13 protein-coding genes are annotated in these 13,720 nt (G+C 65.5%); 2 read left to right on the top strand and 11 right to left on the bottom strand.

The features are described 5' to 3' along the window. Positions 1 to 3: 3 nt before the first annotated feature. The 7 genes from ACI0FO_RS17405 to ACI0FO_RS17375 all read right to left on the bottom strand — a co-directional run bounded on the left by ACI0FO_RS17405 (position 4) and on the right by ACI0FO_RS17375 (position 8,120). On the bottom strand, positions 4 to 321 hold the full coding sequence (locus ACI0FO_RS17405; RefSeq protein WP_332009528.1) for an NIPSNAP family protein: 318 nt from the start codon (positions 319 to 321) through the stop codon (positions 4 to 6). 52 nt (positions 322 to 373) lie between these two features. Further along, on the bottom strand, positions 374 to 1,363 hold the full coding sequence (locus ACI0FO_RS17400) for a Bug family tripartite tricarboxylate transporter substrate binding protein (RefSeq protein WP_416028561.1): 990 nt from the start codon (positions 1,361 to 1,363) through the stop codon (positions 374 to 376). A gap of 85 nt (positions 1,364 to 1,448) precedes the next feature. After that, positions 1,449 to 3,134, bottom strand: coding sequence for a thiamine pyrophosphate-binding protein (locus tag ACI0FO_RS17395; RefSeq protein ID WP_416028560.1), 1,686 nt, complete (start codon positions 3,132 to 3,134; stop codon positions 1,449 to 1,451). Positions 3,135 to 3,261: 127 nt separating this feature from the next. Next, complete coding sequence (locus ACI0FO_RS17390; protein ID WP_416028558.1) at positions 3,262 to 4,161, bottom strand: helix-turn-helix domain-containing protein; 900 nt, start codon at positions 4,159 to 4,161, stop codon at positions 3,262 to 3,264. 76 nt (positions 4,162 to 4,237) lie between these two features. Then, positions 4,238 to 5,749, bottom strand: coding sequence for an AMP-binding protein (locus ACI0FO_RS17385; protein WP_416028556.1), 1,512 nt, complete (start codon positions 5,747 to 5,749; stop codon positions 4,238 to 4,240). Then, the gene (locus tag ACI0FO_RS17380) at positions 5,746 to 6,960 is read right to left on the bottom strand and encodes a thiolase family protein (protein WP_416028555.1); all 1,215 of its coding nucleotides are present in this window, start codon (positions 6,958 to 6,960) and stop codon (positions 5,746 to 5,748) included. The genes ACI0FO_RS17385 and ACI0FO_RS17380 overlap by 4 nt, the downstream gene beginning before the upstream one ends. Before the next feature lie 26 nt (positions 6,961 to 6,986). Beyond that, complete coding sequence (locus ACI0FO_RS17375; protein WP_416028554.1) at positions 6,987 to 8,120, bottom strand: ABC transporter substrate-binding protein; 1,134 nt, start codon at positions 8,118 to 8,120, stop codon at positions 6,987 to 6,989. Positions 8,121 to 8,241: 121 nt separating this feature from the next. Here ACI0FO_RS17375 and ACI0FO_RS17370 point away from each other — a divergent pair, with 121 nt between their 5' ends. Continuing rightward, entirely contained in the window at positions 8,242 to 9,189 is a 948-nt protein-coding gene (locus ACI0FO_RS17370; protein ID WP_416028552.1) for a LysR substrate-binding domain-containing protein, read from the top strand. A 111-nt stretch (positions 9,190 to 9,300) separates the two neighbouring features. Here ACI0FO_RS17370 and ACI0FO_RS17365 read toward each other — a convergent pair whose 3' ends face one another. Both ACI0FO_RS17365 and ACI0FO_RS17360 read right to left on the bottom strand, forming a co-directional pair. Continuing rightward, a complete protein-coding gene (locus ACI0FO_RS17365; protein WP_416028550.1) occupies positions 9,301 to 10,386 on the bottom strand; it encodes an alpha/beta fold hydrolase in 1,086 nt (361 codons plus the stop codon). A gap of 99 nt (positions 10,387 to 10,485) precedes the next feature. Further along, positions 10,486 to 11,325: a type 1 glutamine amidotransferase domain-containing protein gene (locus ACI0FO_RS17360; protein ID WP_416028549.1), complete on the bottom strand. Its 840-nt coding sequence runs from the start codon at positions 11,323 to 11,325 to the stop codon at positions 10,486 to 10,488. Between the two features lie 143 nt (positions 11,326 to 11,468). Here ACI0FO_RS17360 and ACI0FO_RS17355 point away from each other — a divergent pair, with 143 nt between their 5' ends. Next, positions 11,469 to 12,371 carry a LysR family transcriptional regulator gene (locus ACI0FO_RS17355; RefSeq protein WP_416028548.1) on the top strand — a complete coding sequence of 301 codons (903 nt, stop codon included), beginning with the start codon at positions 11,469 to 11,471 and terminating at the stop codon, positions 12,369 to 12,371. Positions 12,372 to 12,378: 7 nt separating this feature from the next. On the opposite strand, the gene pcaC is transcribed toward ACI0FO_RS17355, so the two are convergent. Beyond that, positions 12,379 to 12,762, bottom strand: coding sequence for a 4-carboxymuconolactone decarboxylase (pcaC, locus tag ACI0FO_RS17350; protein WP_313459768.1), 384 nt, complete (start codon positions 12,760 to 12,762; stop codon positions 12,379 to 12,381). Between the two features lie 15 nt (positions 12,763 to 12,777). Then, a complete protein-coding gene (locus ACI0FO_RS17345) occupies positions 12,778 to 13,602 on the bottom strand; it encodes an IclR family transcriptional regulator (RefSeq protein WP_416028546.1) in 825 nt (274 codons plus the stop codon). Between the last annotated feature and the right edge of the window lie 118 nt (positions 13,603 to 13,720).

The raw sequence follows: 13,720 nt of genomic DNA, 5'->3' as shown, positions 1-13,720 counted from the left end.
GCCTCAGGGCTGGAAGAACGCCGTGGGCGTCATCAGCCGGTTTTCCTGGCGGATCAGATAGCCGGCGTCGGCGCTCTTGGCCAGGTAGCCCGCCCAGGCGGGGTCCTTCTGCAGCGCTTGGCGCTTGGCTTCGCGGTCGGCGGCGCTGTCATAGACCCAGATGTGCATGTAGCTGTTGACGTCGCCCGTCTCGGTCTGCATGTAGGCCAGGGGTTTGCCCAGGTGGCGGCTTTGCACCTCATAGCCGTGCTCTGCATAAAGCGCCAGGTGCTTCTTGATGGTGCCGGCGCGGCAGGTGTAAGTCCTTACGTCGTAAAGCATGGTGTTTCCTTGATGGGGTGTTGCGATTGGGGTTGCGAAGGGGAATCGATCGTCAGTCGGCCGTGGCGCCGGACTGCTTTACCAGCACGCTCCAGCGTTCGACTTCCTGGTTCACGTATTGCTGGAAGGCGGCATGGCCGTCGCCGACGGGGTCGGCGCCCAGCCCTTTCAGCTTGTCTTGCACGGCGGGGTCGGCCACGCCCTGGGTGATGGCCTGCGACAGCTTTTCCACCACGGGCGCCGGCGTGGCCGCGGGCACGAACAGGCCGAACCAGGACCGGGCGTTCATGGCCGGGTAGGACGTTTCGGAAAACGCCGGCACGTTGGGCAGCGCGGCATGGCGCTGCTGGCCCGTGACGGCGATGGGCGTCAGCCGGCCGGCCTGCACCTGCGACAGCACTTCGGGCAGGTTCGCGAACATGATCTGGACCTGGCCGCCCATCAGGTCATTAAGCGCTTGCGAACCCCCTTTGTAGGGCACGTGCGTCATCTGCGCGCCGGCCAGCGAATTGAACTGGGCGCCCGCCAGGTGCGATGCCGTGCCGGTGCCGCCCGAGGCGTAGTTCACGCGGTTGCCGTTGGCTTTGGCGTATGCGGCCAGTGCTTCGGGCGTCTTGGCCGGCACCGACGGGTTCACCACCAGCAGCAAGGGCACCGATGCCAGGTTCGACAGGCCCGCGAAGTCGCCCGTCAGGCTGTAGTCCAGCTTGTGATAAAGCGTGGAATTGATGGCATGGCTGGACGTGGCCATCAGCAGCGTGTAGCCGTCGGGCTCGGCGCGCGCCGCCATGACGGCGCCGATGTTGCCGTTGGCGCCGGCTTTGTTTTCCACCACCACCGGCTGGCCAAGGCGGGTGGACATGGATTGCGCCACGGTGCGGGCGATCACGTCGGTGGCGCCGCCCGCGGCAAAGGGCACGATGATGCGCAAGGGGCGCTCGGGGTAGCCGGAGGCGGCGGCGGACGATGCGGTGCTGAGGGTGGCGGCGGCCAGCATCGCGGCCACGGCCAGCCGCCGCAAGGGGGGCAGGGGGGTATTCATAGTCTCTCTCCAGGTATGGCTTTTTTTTTATGGGGTCGCCGCACGCCGTGCTTGCGGCCGGTGCGCGGCAATCCGATCCTGAACGTCAGGATGCGGCAAGCTGCGCCTTTTCGCGCAAGCGGGTCAGGGTGGCCCGGGGTGTGATCACCTCGGGGTCCAGACTGAGTTCGATCAGATAGGGGGAACCGCTGTCCAGCGCCCGCGTCAAGGCGGGCGCGAAGCCCTCGTGGCTGTCCACGCGTTCAGCGGCCACGCCGAACGATTCCGCGTAGGCGACGAAGTCGGGGTTGCAGAGGTCCGTGCCGATGGTTCGGCCCGGATAGCTCACTTCCTGGTGCATGCGGATCGTGCCGTACATGCCGTTGTTGAACACGATGAAGACGATGGCCAGGCGGTGTTGCTTGACGGTGGCCAGCTCCTGCGAGGTCATCAGAAAGCAGCCGTCGCCGGCCAGGCAGACGACCTGCCGTTCGGGGTGGCGCAGCTTGGCCGCGATGGCGGCGGGCACGCCGTAGCCCATGGCGCCGCTGGTGGGCGCCAGCTGGGTGCGGCGATGGCTGAAACGGTAGTAGCGATGCGCCCAGGCGCTGTAGTTGCCCGCGCCGTTGGTCAGGATGGCGCGCGCATCCAGCCCATCGCGCAGGGCGACGATGACACGTGCGGGATCCATGCGCAGATCGTTGGCGGGCGGTTCCGTGTAGCGCAGGTAGCTCTGCCGCAGCCCGTCCAGCCAGCCGCGCCACGGGGCCGCGTCTACTGGCTCCAGTCTGGCGGCCGCGTCCGCGAAGGCGTTCAGGCCCGACGGTATCTTCAAGACGGGCTGATACACCCGGCCCAGCTCTTCAGGGCTGGCCAGCACATGGATCAGCGTCTGCCTGGGCACGGGAGCCTGCAGCAGCGTATAGCCGCCCGTCACCATTTCACCCAGGCGCGCGCCCACCGCCAGGATCACATCGGCGTTGCGCACGGCGTCGGCCAGTTCCGGATTGACGCCTATACCCACTTCACCGACGTATTGCGGATGGTGGTTGTCGTAGAGGTCCTGGCGGCGGAACGAGCACGTCACGGGCAGGCCGTTCCGGCTGGCGTAACGGGCCAGGCTGTCCAGGCCGGCGTCTGTCCAGCCCGAACCGCCCACGACCATCAGCGGCCGCCGCGCGCCGGCCAGAAGGGCCTGCATGTCGGCCAGTGCATCCGGCGCCGGGTGCGCCTGCGGAAACTGGATCGTGCCGCAGCCCTGGGGCGCGGCAAGTTCGGTCAGCATGTCCTCGGGCAGCGCCAATACCACTGGGCCGGGCCGGCCCGACATCGCTACCGAAAAGGCGCGGTTCATGTATTCGGTGACGCGCGCGGCGCTGTCGATCTGCGCCACCCATTTGCTGAACTGGCCGAACATGCGCCGGTAATCGATTTCCTGGAACGCCTCGCGCTCGACCATGTCGTTGCCCACCTGGCCCACCAGCACGATAAGCGGCGTGGAATCCTGAAACGCCGTCTGCACGCCGATGCTGGCGTTGGTGGCGCCGGGGCCGCGCGTGACCATGCAGATGCCCGGTCGGCCGGTCAGCTTGCCATGCGCTTCAGCCATGAACGAGGCCGCGCCTTCGTGGCGGCAGGACACCAGGCGGATCCGCTCGCGTTCCGTGTACAACGCGTCCAGCACGTCCAGATAGCTTTCGCCGGGAACGCCGAATACGGTGTCCACGCCGTGTTCCAGCAGCGCCCGTACCACGTGCTGGCCGCCTGTCATCAATGTTGGAGTGTCGTTCATCGCAGTTTCAATCAGGCCGCAAGGCGGCGGGTTGGGTCTGGATGAACTTTACGCAGCCCGGCGTCGGGCGCGTTAGGACAGATCAGAGCTTGTATTGCACTTTTCCGCAGGTTCGCCCGGGCGGCCGTCAGCCGATGGGGCGGTCGTACTTCTTGCGGAAGTCGCCGGCGGTGCAGCCAGTGTGCTTCTTGAAGAAGCGGGCGAAGTACGAGGGGTCTTCGAAGTTCAGCTGGAACGCGATTTCGGCGATGCTCAGGCCCGTATTGCTAAGCAGGCGCTTGGCCTCCAGCGCGACGCGTTCTTGCACCAGTTGGCTGGCGGTGCGGCCCACACTGCGCTTGACCGCCTCGTTCAGCTGGCGTTCGCTGACGCATAACGCGTCGGCGTATTGGCGGATGGCGTCGAAGTCCAGATAGTGTTCTTCGATCAGCATGGTGAACCGCTTGGCCAGCGAATAGCTGGGGCCGGCAGTGGTCTCTCGCTCGTCGGCCGGGTAAAGGCGGCGCAGCTGCGTCAGCAGGATCAGCAGGTAAGAGCGCACCACGTCGAAGCGCCCCGTCTGGCGGTCGCGCGTTTCGCGTTCGATTTCATTAAGCAGCGGCAGCATGCCGTCGTGCTGTTCCCGCGACAGATAAATGGCGGGCGAACCGCCCGCCAGGTGGAAGAAGGGAAATTTGGCGATGTCGTCCGCGCGCGGGAACATGTGCGCGAAGAAGTCCGTGCTGATGTTCAGCACGTAGCCGCGTGGCTTGACGGACGAAGTCCAGGCGTGGATCTGGCCGGGTGACAGGAAGAACACCGAGTGGTCACGCACCTCGTGCTGCTCGAAGTCCAGCATGTGGGTGCCACGAGCCTCGCTCATCCAGAGCAAGTGATAGTAGTTGTGCCGGTGCAGGAAGCCGCGCGGGATATCGTCCCGGTCCTGCAAGCGGACAAGGTCGAAATAGAACGATCCCTCGCCTGAGAAATCGGAAGTTTCAAAGGTGGGGAACGGTTCCGGGTTGGGCGTGTGCATGCCTGCGGACAAGCGGGAGTCTCCTTGACGGCGCGCGGGGCGGCTCTATTTTTTGCCATGATATAGGCAAACCCGGAAAAGCCGGCCCCTAGGCGGCGCGCAGCGCTTTCTTGTCGACCTTGTTGGCGCTGGTATAGGGCAGGGCGTCAAGAATGCTGATGACCGTCGGCACCTTGTAGCGCGCCAGATTGGATTGGCAGTGCGCGATCAGGCCGGCTTCGTCGACCGCCGCGCCCGGCCGCAGGACCACAAAGGCGCGGATGACCTCGCCGCGGTAGCTGTCCGGCCAGCCCACCGCCGCCGCTTCCGCTACGTCCGGGTGCAAATACAGCACTTCGTCGACTTCGCGCGGATAGATGTTGTAGCCGCCTGAGATCACCAGGTCTTTCTTGCGGTCGCGGATGTACAAAAAGCCGTCCTCCGCGAATTCACCGATATCGCCCGTATATAGCCAGCCGTCGCGCAGGGATTCGGCGGTGGCATCCGGCCTGGCCAGGTAACCCTGCATGATCTGGGGGCCGCGCGCGCGGATTTCGCCGCGCTGGCCGGGCGGCAGCACGACGGTGCCCGATTCCAGATCGACCACCTGCACCTCGGTGCATGCGACCGGCGTGCCCACGGAGCCGTGGCGCGTTCCCGACGGGCCGTTGTAGGTAAGGATGGGGCCAGCTTCCGTCTGGCCGTAGCCCTCGTATATCGGCGCGCCCACCGCGGCCTCCCAGCGCCGATGCACTTCTTCGGCTAGCGGCGCGGATCCGGAATAGCAGACACGCACGCTGGACCAGTCGGTAAGCGCGAAGCGCGCGTGCGCCAGCAGGCCGGTATAGATGGTGGGGCTGCCGGGAAACAACGTAATGCGCTCGCGCTCAACGGCGTCGCAAACATCGTCGGGACGGTAGCGTGGCAGCAGCACCAGCGTCGCGGCGGCGCTGGCCGCCAGGAACAGGCCCATTGCCATGCCATAGGAATGGAATAGCGGCATGGCGCACAGCACGCTGTCGGCGCCGTACCGGGTGGGTAGGGCCAATTCCCGTTGAAACACATTGGTGGCGATGGCGTCTCGCCCCAGGATCACGCCCTTGGGTTGCCCGGTCGTGCCGCCCGTGTATTGCAGCAAGGCCGGCGCTTGCGACGCGACGTCGTCCAGGGGCGTGGCCGCCATGTCCGGCGCAGGCTCCATCCAGGCGCGGGCCTCGTCTTCCATGACCAGCCGGATGCCCAACGCCGTCGCAAGTGGGGCGGCCACGGCGGCGGACGGACCGTCGGCGACCAGCAGCCCGGGTTGCGCATCCCGCAGGATGAACTCCAATTCGCGGGCCGTATACAGCGGATTGAGCGGGACGTGCTGGTTGCCGGCGCATTGCAGCGCCAGCGTCATGACGCACGCCAGGTCGGAATTGCCCAGCAGCGTCGCGACCCGGTCGCCCAAGCGAGTGGCCTCGCGCAGGCGGCCGGCCGTTGCCTGGATTTCCGCCGCATAGCGCCGGTAGTCGATACGGCGCGCGCCGAAGACAAGCGCGGTACGCTCCGGATAGTCTTGGGCCGCGCGCGCCAGCAGTGCGGGAATGCGCGGTACGTTTTCCAGGCTGACGGGGCTCATGCTGCGCCTCCGGTAGCGTCTACCCGTAGCACGATCGACATGGCGCTGTCGCCGGCGGCGCAGCCGGTGAACAAGCCCAGGCCGCCGCCGCGATCGGCCAGCTCCTCGATGAGCTCGATGACAGACCGCAGTCCGGTCGGACTTTGGGGGTGGCCCCACACCAGCGAGCAGCCATTGTTGTTCATGGCCATGACGTCGAACCCCATGGCGCGCGCCAATGCGATGTCCGACACCACGAAAGGATTGTGTGTCTTCACGGCATGCAAGTCCGCGACCGCCAGGCCGGCTCGCGCCAACGCGCGGCTGGCGGCTTCGATGGGCGCCTGCGGCATGTATCCCTTTTCGGTGCGCGACTGGCCGAAGGCCAGGATCTCGATGCTGATCTCGGGGCGGCGCGACAACTCGCGGGCGCGCTCCGCGGTCGCCAGGATCATGCCCGCGTTGCCGTCCGCCGGATGCGTCTGGCCGCCGTAGGTGATGGTGCCGTCGGCCAGCACCGGGGCCAGGCGCGCCAGGCCGTCCGCCGTGGTGGCGTGGATGCCCTCGTCGCCTTCCATCACCGACGCGATCTTGGCGTAACGCGCGTCGGGGACTTCGAAGGGCAGAGTCATGTAGCGCTGCTGGAACCGGCGTCCATCGGCGCAGGCCTGCGCGTATTGCTCGTAGCGGCGCAGCGTGACCGCATTTTGCTCATCGGTGGATATGCCGTGGCGCGCGGCCACGCGCTCGCCCGTTTGCACCATGGACAGGCCGCTCCAGGGGTCATGCGAAAAGTTGTCCAGCACCCAGTTTTCGTGCGTGCCGGAACCGCCGGGGCCGGCGGGGTCGGGATAGTAGAGCTGCGGGCCGTTCGAAACCCGGTCAGCCATCAGGACCAGCGAGGTCTCGGCATTGCCAAGCATGAGGTCGGCCGCGGCCGTTGCCAGACCACGCACGGATGTGGCGCAAGCCTGCGACACCACCGGTCCCGCCAGATGAGGTGCGCCCAGCATGCCGGCTACCCAGGGCAGGCCGTAAAACGCCCCTTGTTGCGGCACCGAGCAGCCCAGCACCGCGCTTTGCAGCGCCGTGGGGGCAATGCCCCGGCGTTCCAGTTCGCGGCTCGCGGTCCAGGCCGCGAAGCGCAGACTATGCAGGCGTGACAAACTGCCCTGCCAACGCGAAAACGGGGTGCTCCAATACACGCCATAGGGAATGTGTACACCGGTCATGCGGACTCCTGCTGCAAAAGGACGGTTCAGGGCAGGAACTGCCAGGCGCCAGAACGGGCTTGCATCAGTACGACGCCGCGCTCGTCCAGGCCGTTGTGGTTGGTGGGCGACATCATGTAGATGCCCTGCGTGCCGACCGTGCCTTGCAGGCTTTCCAGCGCATCGCGCAAGGCTTGACGGAAGGCCGGCGTGCCGGACGGCGTGTCGGCGGGAATCTTGGCCACGGCGGCGTCCAGCAGCAGGTAGGCGTCGTAGGTATACGGCGCGAAGGCGTTACGCGATTCGGCGCCGTAAGCCGCTTCGTACTGTTGGGCGTAACGGCTGGCCACCGGCTTGATCGGGCTGTCGGCGGGCAATTGTTCCACCACCTGCACCGGGCCGCTGGGCACGATCACGCCCTCCACTCCCTTGCCGCCGAGTTTCAGGAAGTCTTTGTTGATGACGCCATGGGTGTTGTACTGGACGCCCTGGTAGCCGCGCTCGCGTAGCGACAAATGGGGCAGGGCGCCCGGCGTGCCCGATCCGCCGACCAGCACGGCGTCCGGCGTAAGCGATACGATCTTCAGCACCTGGGCCGTGACCGAATTGTCGGTGCGCGCATAGCGCTCGTTGCTAAGCACCTTGATGCCGCGCTTGGCGGCCGACGTTTGCAGCGCGCGATATACGGCGTCGCCCCAGGCGTCCGAAAAGCCGATGTACGCCACCGTCTTCACGCCACGCTTGGACATGTTGGCGGTTAGTGAATCCACCATCAGGTCGATGCCGTGCGCCACCACGAAAATCCACTCGGCGCGGTCGGGACCGATCACGATGGGCGCCAGTGACAACTGCGGCGTGCGGGCTTCGCGAGCAACTTCCGTGACCGCCATCGAGGTCGGCACGTTGCTTGGCCCGATGATGGCGTCCACATTGTTCTCGGAGACCAGCTTGCGCGCTGTCTTGACCGCGGAGGACGGGTCGGTCGCGTCATCCAGCGCGATGTACTCCACGGGCCTGCCGCCCAGCGTCTTGGGCAGGAGCGGCACGGTGCTGCGGTACAGCGAACCCATGGATGCGCCAGGTCCGGTGCTGCTGGCGATTATGCCGATGCGGATGTCAGCGAGGGCGGCGCTAGGCGCCAGGGCGCAGGCCAGCGCCAGCGCGGCAAGACGACGATACATGGCTATTCCCCTTCTTCTGGATATGGCCCGGCTAGCGGGATGACCCTAGTATGGGCATGTTGGCGATAACTGGATAATTGCAATTCATGATCAGTCGATAACCACTTTCCAAGTGCCGCCCATGTCGGAAATTCCCACGTTGCATCAATTGCGGTCGCGCTTGCGCATCCGCCACCTGGTGTTGCTGGACGAGCTGGGGCGCGTGGGAAATCTGCACCGCGCGGCCGAAGCGATGCACCTCAGCCAACCGGCGCTGAGCAAACTGTTGGGCGAAGCCGAGGCGCTGGCGGGCCAAGCGCTGTTCGAGCGGTCGCATCATGGCGTCGCGCCAACGGCGCTGGGCATGTTGATGATCGACCGCGCGCGGTTGCTGCTGAACGAACTGGATGCCACCCATGCCGAACTGGCCGCCGCAGCCAATGGCGCGACGGGCAAGGTGCGGGCGGGTATTTTCCCGGTGGTGGCGCATCTGTTGGTGCCTTTGGCGGTTGAGCGCCTGCAAGCGACGCACCCGGCGCTGCGCATCGAATTGTCCGAGGGCTTGGAAAAGCAGTTGCTGCCGGCCTTGCGCGCGGGCGAACTGGATTGCGTCGTGGGAAGACTGGGAGTGGAGGGCGCGGACGCGGACTTGCAATGCGAGATTCTGTACGACGAAGCGACCGCCGTCGTCTGCGGACCGGCGCATCCATTGGCCTTGCGCAGGCGGCTGAGCGGCGCTGCCCTGGATCGTTGCCGCTGGGTGTTGCCGTCGCGCAATGCCGCGCTCTACAGCATGGTCGCAGCCGCCGTGTCGGCGCGGGGGGCGGGTTTTCCGCAGGTCGCCATCGAATCCAGCGCCATTCTGACTATTGTTTCGTTACTGCAGCGGACCTCGCTGCTGTCGGCCATTCCGTTGCGCGTGGCGCGCGCATTTGCCGCCAGCGGGCAGCTGGCCATCCTGCCGCTGGAACTGCAGGCGCGGCTGCATCCGGTTGGCATCATGACCCGGCGCGATGCGCGTGCGGCGGCTGCCGCCTCGTCGTTCCTGAACGCCCTGCGCGAGGCGGCAACCGTGGTTCAACGGGCGTGAAGCGATTTTTCAGTCCCTGCGAATCGTCACGGAGATACGCTTTTGCCAAGTGTTCCCGCGCGGCGAGAGCATGCGCTGCGCGACTAGCCGCGAGCCCACGCCGGCGCGCACTTAGCCTTTGACCGGTGCGCCCTTAACTGGTGCGCCCTTAATCGGCGCGTCCTTGGTCGGCGCGGGCCGTTTCAGTGCATCGAGCAGCGCTGCATTGAAGCGCTGCGGATCCTGGACCTGCGGCGAGTGTCCCAGTTCGGGCCACATCACCAGCGTTGCGCCCGGGATCGCGCGAGCCGTCTTCGGGCCCAGTTCGGCGTAATTGCCCAGGCGCTTGGCGACCTCGGGCGGCGCGGCGTCCTTGCCGGGCGCGGTGTTGTCCTGTTCGCCGATCAATAGGGTAGTGGGCACGGCGATCTGACCGAACTCATGCACGACAGGCTGCGTGTAAATCATGTCGTAGGTAAGCGCCTGGTTCCAGGCCACGCGTTCCCGGCCGTCGCCCTGCAGCATGCCGGCGGCCATCAGTACCCATTTGTCGTAGTCGTCGCGCCACTGCCCCGCGTAATACGTGCCCTGCTGGTACTTCTTCATGCCGGCAAAGTTGGCCTTGAGTTCGCGTGCGTACCAAGCGTCGATGCTGCGGTAGGGCACGCCTTCCTGCTTCCAGTCTTCCAGCCCGATGGGATTCACGAGCACCAGCGCATCGGTGGTTGCGCCGTGCATCAGCGCATAACGCGCCGCCAGCATGCCGCCCATCGAATGTCCGACCACGCTGGCGCGTTCCACGCCCAGGTGCGTCAGCAGGGCCTGGGTGTTGGCCGCAAGCTGGTGAAACGAAAATTGATAGCTTGCCGGCTTGTCGGATTTGCAAAAGCCGATCTGGTCAGGCACCACGACCCGATAGCCGGCCTGGCTCAGCGCCGTGATCGTGGTGTCCCAGGTGGCGCCGCAGAAGTTCTTGCCGTGCATCAGCACGACGGTCCGGCCATTGGCCTGTTTGGGCTTTACGTCCATGTAGGCCATCGACAGCGTCTGGCCCTGCGAGTTGACGGTGTGGCGATGGACCGGGTGCGGATACTGGAAGCGTTCAAGGTTGGGACCGTAGTCAGGCACCTTGGGCGCATCGGCCGCCCATGCCGCGCCGCCCGCCAGCAACAGGCTGGCGCACAATGCGGCAAGCTGGATATGTCGGATTCGTGTCATGCAATGGCTCCTGTTTTGGCGCCGGCCCGCTGCCGGCGCTGTACTAGAGTGACCATGCAGGGGGGGCGAGGTTCCGTGACACGCCGGGCGTGGCCTGGACTACTTCAGGCGCTTGAGAATCTCTTGCGCGACGCCAAGCGCCGATGCCGGGTTCTGGCCGGTGATCAACTCGCGGTCGACGACGACATTCGGTGTCCACGGCGCGGCGTTGCTGCGATACTGCGCCCCGGCTTGTTGCAATGCCGTCTGCGGATAGAACTTCATCTGGCCGCCACCCAGCTGGGACTTGGCCTGTTCCTCTTCCTGGTTGCTGATGACGGTCATCTGATAGCCGCTGTATATCCATTGCGGCGCACGGCCGGCCTGGCCGGACTCCAGCGCGGTCACGAAGTGCTGGGCGTCCGGCAGCGTCGACAGCAACGCGATCGGCCCATGGCAGACCAATGCCGTGGTCTTGTTGCGGCTGTGGAAGTCGGCGAGCAAGCGCCCCAGCGCCGGGCTTTTCAGCAGGTCCTGCATCGGCGCATGACCGCCGGGGATGTAGACCGCATCGAAGCGGCCATAGCCCTGCTGCTCGATGCGCGCCAGGCTCACGACCGGCGACTTTTCCGGCGAGGTCAGCGCAAGTCGGTCGAGCAGAGCCTGATGGACCTTCAGCTGGGCGGGGTCGTTGCCGAAGTACATCGGATCGATGGAGCTCGCATCCACCGTCGGAGCCGATCCCAGCGGCGTGGCGAACGTAATCTCGTGACCCGCATCAAGCAGCAGCTTGACGGGCTGCATCAGCTCGTTGAGATAGAAGCCGGTCGCAAAGACCTTTCCGTCCTTCAGGTCCAGGCGGTTGGCATCGGACAACACGACCAGCACGTTGCCGGCCTGGGCGGTGGTGGCCGCAAGGCCCAGGGCCATCACGGCCGCAAATTTGTGCATCGATTTCATTTTGTGGTTCCTGGCGGATTTCAGGTTTAGAAGGGGGGCGCTTGCTGGTTCAGCCGCGCGTCTTGCAATGCCGTCACTGTATTAGGGCCGCCAGAAGAGATAAACTAGGCTTTCAGAACAATATTTGTTCTTTTGAGAGCAAGATGGGCCGGAAATTCGACTACCTAGGGGATGTAGAGGCCTTCGTCGCGGTGGTCGAGCATGGATCGTTCACCGCCGGCGCCGTGGCGCTATCGACCACCGCTTCGGTGCTGAGCCGCGCCGTTGCACGGTTGGAAACGCGCCTGGGGCGGCAATTGCTGCAGCGGACGACGCGCCGCCTGGGCCTGACCGACGCGGGCCGGCGCTACCTGGAACAGGCCCGCTCGGCCTTTTCCCAGTTCGAGGACGCCGGGCGGGAAGTGCTTGGCCAGGAGGGCGAACTGGCCGGCCGCGTGCGACTGAGCGTGCCCACTACCTACGGGCACTACCGATTGCCGCCGCTACTGGCGCGCTTTGCTCAGCTGTATCCCCAGGTCCAGGTGGCACTGAACATCACCAACCGCAACGTTGACCTGGTTGCCGAAGGATTCGACTTGGCCATCCGATTGGGCCACCTTCCCGACAGCGGCCTGGTGGCCCGCAAGCTCGAAGATGCGCCGCTGCTGTTGGTCGCTTCGCCTCAGTACGTCAAGCGAATGGACGCGCCACAGACCGTGGAAGACCTGCATCACCATGTCTGTCTTCCCTTCATGATGCCCAGCACGGGCCGGCTCGCGCCGTGGATATTCCGCGACGGCGGGTGCGACAGGGATTGGGTGCCAGGCTCTCGCTTCGAGATCTCGGACGACGTGCTAGGCGTGGTGTCGCTGGCCGAACAGGGCGTGGGTATTTGCCAAAGCTATGAATTCATCGTCCGCGACCGCATCCAGCACGGCAGGCTGGTGGAGGTACTGCCGCAGTTGCGGGGACGGTCGCGTCCATTCTCTGTCGTCTACGCGGCGCACCGACACCAGTCGGCCGCTGCGCGCGCCCTGATCGATCTTCTGAGCAATCCAGGCGGATAGCCGTTGTTCAATGCCCGATTTCTTCAGCGAAGATTTCCGCCGCGGTGTGGAACGCGGAATTGGCCGCCGGTACGCCACAGTAGATAGCGGATTGCAGCAGCACTTCCTTCACCTCGTCCAACGTGACGCCGTTGTTGGCGGCGGCGCGCAGATGCAGCTTGAGTTCGGTCTCGCGGTTCAACGCGATCATGGTCGCAATCACAAGCAAGCTGCGCGTGTGGCGCGGCAGCCCCGGGCGCGTCCAGATTTCGCCCCAGGCATATCGCGTGATCAGGTCCTGGAATTCGCGATTCAATTCCGTCGATGACGCCAGCGAGCGGCTGACGTGCGCTTCACCCAGGACCTCGGTGCGCACCGCCAGGCCCTGCTCGAATCGCTGGTGCTCGTTCATGATTGTCTCCTCTGCTTATTGTGGGGATGCTTCGTCGTCGGCATTGCGGCCCTGCATGGGAAAGCGCTTGCGGAACATGGGCGATGCCAGGCTTGCCAGCGCCAGCTCTTCGGTGGCGGCCAGTAGCTGAGGCCCAAGTTCCAACATACGTGCTTCGGTCAGGCGCATGGCCGGCCCCGCGATACTGAGCACGCCAATCGCGTCTTCGCCCTTGCGCTGCACGGGCGCCGCCATGGCCGTCATGCCGGGCGCGAACACTTCATTGATCATCGCGTAGCCGCGCTTGCGGCCCGCATGCAGCATCTTGGTCAGGGCGGCAATCGTAGTGGGTGCGTTGGGCCCATATTCCGCGGGGGAACCAAAGCCCTGGCGCGACACCAGATCCAGCGCGCGCTCGTCCGACATCGTCAACATCCACGCGTGCCCGGATGCGCTGCACGACAGTCTGGCGTCCGATCCCATTTCCGGGTCATAGCGCAGACCATGACGCGCGCCCTGCGCCTTGGCGACCCAGGTCAGCCGTTCGTTGTCGACGATGGCCAGGCGCACCAACTCGCCCGAGATATCGGCCAGGCGGTCGACCAGGGGCTGGGCGATATCGACGATTCCCGTGGCGGCCAGATAGCTCAGGCCGATGGACGCCACGCGGGCCGTCAACGCGTAGTCGCCGTGGTCGCGGATCTGCCTGACGTAGCCGCAACGGCACAGGTCGGTCAGCAGGCGGTGGGCGGCGCTTTGAGGGATCTCCAGCTGCTGCGCAAGCGAGGCTAGCGGCACGCCTTCGGGTCTGGAGGATAGGTGCTCCATGACGGCAAGCGCGCGTTCGAGGACTCCGGCCATGTCATCTCAACAAGTAGTGGGGTAATGGATGATAACCCTAGGTGGAAAACTATTCCACTCGGAATTACATTCCACTACCGAGTCCTCCAAGACATCGAGAACATTCCAAAAAAACCCG

Origin of the sequence: Achromobacter marplatensis, from assembly GCF_049060505.1 — a bacterium.
GTDB lineage: Bacteria > Pseudomonadota > Gammaproteobacteria > Burkholderiales > Burkholderiaceae_B > Achromobacter > Achromobacter marplatensis_A.
The sequence above is the reverse complement of the archived record's forward strand: the minus strand, read 5'-3'. Positions and strand labels throughout refer to the sequence as shown.